Annotated in this window: 1 pseudogene; it reads right to left on the reverse strand. The window is 69.4% G+C overall.

The annotated features are described in order from the left end of the window. A pseudogene (locus tag IO33_RS48910) lies at nucleotides 1-168 on the reverse strand (SpoIIE family protein phosphatase); the annotation flags it as partial. Nucleotides 169-386: the final 218 nt, after the last annotated feature.

The raw sequence follows: 386 nt of genomic DNA on the forward strand, positions 1-386 counted from the left end.
GGCGGGGCCGTGGACGGTACGGGTGGCGGCGCTCAGCGCGCTGCGGAGCCTGCCCATGACGGTGGCGGCCGTCAGCCCGTGGCCGACCACGTCGCCGACCGCCACGGTGAAGCGGTCCGCGGGCAGGTCGACCGCGTCGTACCAGTCGCCGCACACGTTCAGTGATCCGGTCGTTCATCGAGTCCCCCGCCGAGCGCATCGATCCGCTCCAGCCCCCCCGCCAGTTCCGCACTGACATGCAGCTGACCCTTGCCCCCCATGAAATTCCTCTCCTCGTGGTCTGTTTACAGATCGTCTCACGTACCCGCCCCGCCGCCCGGTCCGGAGGCTCCAACCAGACGGAACCGTCCGGCTGTTGAAATCGGCGTCGTCCGCCCGACTCATCT

Source organism: Streptomyces durhamensis (assembly GCF_000725475.1).
GTDB lineage: Bacteria > Actinomycetota > Actinomycetes > Streptomycetales > Streptomycetaceae > Streptomyces > Streptomyces filipinensis.